Raw genomic sequence first — 3925 nt, 5'->3', positions numbered from 1 at the left:
CTACCAGCTTTATTACGTATATAACTTTTACTATGACCAAATAGACCAGCTATTCCTGATGGTAATTCATACTCACCAATCTACTCATTAACAGAACCACCAGAACCTATACTTGAAGTAATACCACCAATAGCTCCACCTATTACTGCTCCCCAAGGTCCACCAATAGAAGCGCCCATTGCAGCTCCAGATCCTATGCCACCTATTACACCAGCTGCTGTAGGTTTCTATCCACTAGTAGCGTTACCTATCATACTACCTATAGCTCCAACTCCTTGTGTAACTACATTTGCTTTATCTACTCCACTCATATTACCCCAGTTTGAAATAGCATCAGCACCGAAAGCATATTGAGGAACTCTTTTTAATTTCTTAGTTTTCATATTATAACATTGAATATCTATAAGTTGTTTTAATATACGGAAGCTTAAATTCTTTATTATCGTTGCAATCAAAAGTATAATTGCAAATCAAATATTTTCCTCTCATTCTTCCAGCGTAAGACATATTAGTCTATTGTTGTAAATCTGGTTTATCTTGTTTTTCTCTACTTATTGCAAATCTATAATTATCTTCTCTAACTTCTATGTTGTTGTAATCTATAGGATCTGTCACTTGAGTTTTAGTTTCAAAATGTATATCTGTTATTAATGTAGGTTTTTCTTCATCTCCAATGTCTACAAATTCAGCAGAGAACCATTGATTATCGAACACTTTAGTATATGCTATATCTTTATTAACTACAAATCTAACATAAGATATTTTCTCTTCTTTAGTAGTACTATTAACATCATACATATTATGTAAGTAATAACAATTATTGTTTTTAATAGTAACTAATCTAGTAGAGAATGGGAAGAACCAGTTTGGATTATGAGTATAAAAAGAAGTAAATACATTTAGTTGTTCATTAAATATTAAACATCTGTCATATATTCTAAACCATACTTCATTATATTTCTTATCATAGAATGATACTGGATTCTTTCTAGCATTATCTGGTAATCTATTTAAATACGTCTATACTTGTTTTACTTTAGATAACTCATTAAAGTCATTGCTAAGTGAGCATATAACATTTTTATCTAAATCATACCAATACAAAGTAGTTTCAGAATTAGTAATACTCTTATCATTAATGATACTATCACCATTTAAAGTAACTAAGTAATCGTATCTGGTAAGAATACCACCAGTACCTAATGTTAAAGCTCCAGCATTATTATCAGTGATCAAGGACCTATCGTTAACAGATGCTATACCTACAGCACTATCCTAGAAGAAATACAATTTGTTTTTAAATACTTTAAGATTAGTAACTGGTCCATATGTACTATCTGTATCTAAATAATTAGCAAATTTAAATTTAGTCCAACTATCTGTTTGTTCATTATTTGTTTTTAACTCTGAACAAGTGATTCTATTCATGCTTTTAACATCATCCTCAGCATATATAGATTTCTGTATATAATTCTTACTAGTACTAGTATTAGAGTAAGCGGCATTATATACATACATTGGAGTTTTCTAAGTATATAGAGTGTTCATCTATCCTGGATCTGTAAGGAAGTAAACATTAGCTTCACCAGTTTGACCATTTCCAGATGATTCTACTATATCTTGAGAGTAATGTTCATCATTTCTATAGTACAGGTTTATACTAGATTCTAGTGGAATGTAAGCTCCAACATATCTCTTAAAACCATTTCTATCATCAGGGTCATTTCTAGTAAATAGCATAGTATGAGTATAGTCCAATACTCCTAAATATGTATCACCACCAAAACACATTGCTTTATCGTATCCTTCCCAAGATGTTTTAACATAAGTATTAGTACTGTTATATATAGAATAGCTTCTACTCATAAAAGTGTTACCACCATACTGTGTAGTGTTTTTCTTTATGTTAACAAACAATACAGCATTGTGTCTATATTTCCTTAATAAAGGAGTGGTACGAATTCCTGTATAATTACCAGAGTATACATCTGGAGCACTAATAGCTAAACATACTCCATGAGGACCAAGTGCTTCTCTAGAGCCAATACTATAGTTTATAAAACCAAATCTATCTATGTAATCTACTATTTGTTTAGCATCAAATGCTTCTTGATATGGAGATATGTTAGTTGGCTTAGTTACATCTTTTATAGGGAAAGATTGACGCAAATTAGAATTATCTTTGTGAGCATAATTCTTACCAAAGAATTGATAGTATTTACATATACCACCGCTTACCATATCACCATCTTGTTCATAACCATCGAATACTCCCTAAGAAGCACTAGGTTTATTACCAGTATGTTCAGAATATTCTACAGGTCCACCAAATGGATTTTGTACATTATTAGTACTTTTTCCTAATACTTTAGTAAACGGTATACCTAATCTATAATGCTTATTGTTAGCGTCATTACAGTATGTAGCAGAGTGTGCACAATATAATGGCACAATACTCATACCACTAGTAACAATCTGATCTGATTTCTCTTTATTAAAACATATATCAGCTGTCACTAAATCAAATATACCGTATGTGTCAAACGGATTCTAATCCTAAGCATCTTGTTGTACAAACAGATTCTTACTTGAATTATAGAACCCTTGTACAAATTCTGGAGCTACGCCTTCTTTAAAAGTAGGCATAATAGTAGGTCTTCTATCTATGCTACCTATAGAGTATTCTGCTCTATAATCTTCAGTATTATTATACCACCCGTTGAATCTAATAGTTTTATTTAGTAACCCCTAAGTAACTATTGTTCTATCGGCTAATGTTCTATCACATCTTACTATTTCATAGGCTACTACATCAGTAGGAAGATTATTTACATAGAACATTATACCAAGTGGATGAGATACTAATTCGTAATTACCAGATCCGTCTACAGTTCCGCCAAAAGTAAAAGGTTCATAACCTTCAACATCAGCAGAAGGGAATCTAATATCTCCAATCCAGTGTACAGGTGAAGGTATATTCTTATTATTATACAATATTATACCATACCTATATACTTCATCTCTTTGATGACTTAAGAAATTAGATACATAGTAAGGATCGCAATAGTTTCTTATTCTAGATTTACCATCACTATTAAATGTATGTACTAATTCTTTTGTTTCAGGACATACTAACTTAATAGTATTATAAGATTTTTTAGATGATGATAAGCTCATACTATATGGTACAAATTTATCACCTTCATCGTCAACTACTGGAGTATTGTCAGACTCTATTAAATCTGTTATAATAAATCTATAGCTAATATTTAGACCTCTACCACCTCTAACAATTCCATTATCATCATATCCAAATGCATATTCATCTGTTGAATTATTAGGATATACCATTGAACTATTCATTGGGTTTATACAATCGTGTTCTTCTGGTATAACTAAATCTGTTTCTGGACTAGTTAGTTCTTGAAAAGTAGTAGTAATATCTTGATTACTTATACTAGAGTTTAATTTAATAATACCATTACTATTACATCTATATGCTCTAGCATCATAATCTACATCCCAAGTTAATTCCTGCACATTAGAAGCAAACAACCTATTGTCCATTTTTGCTATACTTTTAGCATTAAATTCAAATGGAACAAGATCGTTAAATTCTTCTATACTTAATTCGTTAACATAACTACTACCAACATCATTGTAATTAAATGTTATTACATTATCTTCAGATTTAGGTAAGTCTAATTCATTAATTACATATATCTTAGGAGTTTGAGTATTGCTAGTATACTGAATACTAATGATTCTTATTTTTTCAAATCTACCATCATTAAACAAAGTAGCTTGTAACATACAACCTTTATCTGTACTCTCACCTTGTCTATCACCTTTAAATGTTTTAGATGAATTTGAATTACTAGATGATATAGGTATCATAGAACTTAATGAAGAAGTAGATGTTTCT

Annotated in this window: 5 protein-coding genes; all 5 read right to left on the bottom strand. The window is 30.6% G+C overall.

From position 1 onward, the window contains the following. Positions 1–227: 227 nt before the first annotated feature. On the bottom strand, positions 228–455 hold the full coding sequence (locus GH681_RS22530; protein WP_153163746.1) for a hypothetical protein: 228 nt from the start codon (positions 453–455) through the stop codon (positions 228–230). Positions 456–513: 58 nt separating this feature from the next. Continuing rightward, positions 514–714: a hypothetical protein gene (locus GH681_RS22525; RefSeq protein ID WP_153163745.1), complete on the bottom strand. Its 201-nt coding sequence runs from the start codon at positions 712–714 to the stop codon at positions 514–516. A gap of 306 nt (positions 715–1020) precedes the next feature. Beyond that, complete coding sequence (locus GH681_RS22520) at positions 1021–1236, bottom strand: hypothetical protein (protein ID WP_153163744.1); 216 nt, start codon at positions 1234–1236, stop codon at positions 1021–1023. 312 nt (positions 1237–1548) lie between these two features. Then, positions 1549–2241: a hypothetical protein gene (locus GH681_RS22515; protein ID WP_153163743.1), complete on the bottom strand. Its 693-nt coding sequence runs from the start codon at positions 2239–2241 to the stop codon at positions 1549–1551. Between the two features lie 507 nt (positions 2242–2748). Beyond that, a partial coding sequence (locus tag GH681_RS23410; protein WP_194271318.1) for a hypothetical protein occupies positions 2749–3925 on the bottom strand: 1177 nt, incomplete at its 5' end.

The sequence above is a fragment of the Zoogloea sp. 1C4 genome, from assembly GCF_009469605.1.
GTDB classification, from domain to species: domain Bacteria; phylum Pseudomonadota; class Gammaproteobacteria; order Burkholderiales; family Rhodocyclaceae; genus Zoogloea; species Zoogloea oryzae.
This window is presented reverse-complemented; position numbering and strand designations above follow the sequence as displayed.

Bases quoted from the DNA above. Each gene is read 5' to 3' on its own strand.
- GH681_RS22515 (WP_153163743.1), bottom strand. From the start codon at position 2,241: ATGGTAAGCGGTGGTATATGTAAATACTATCAATTCTTTGGTAAGAAT.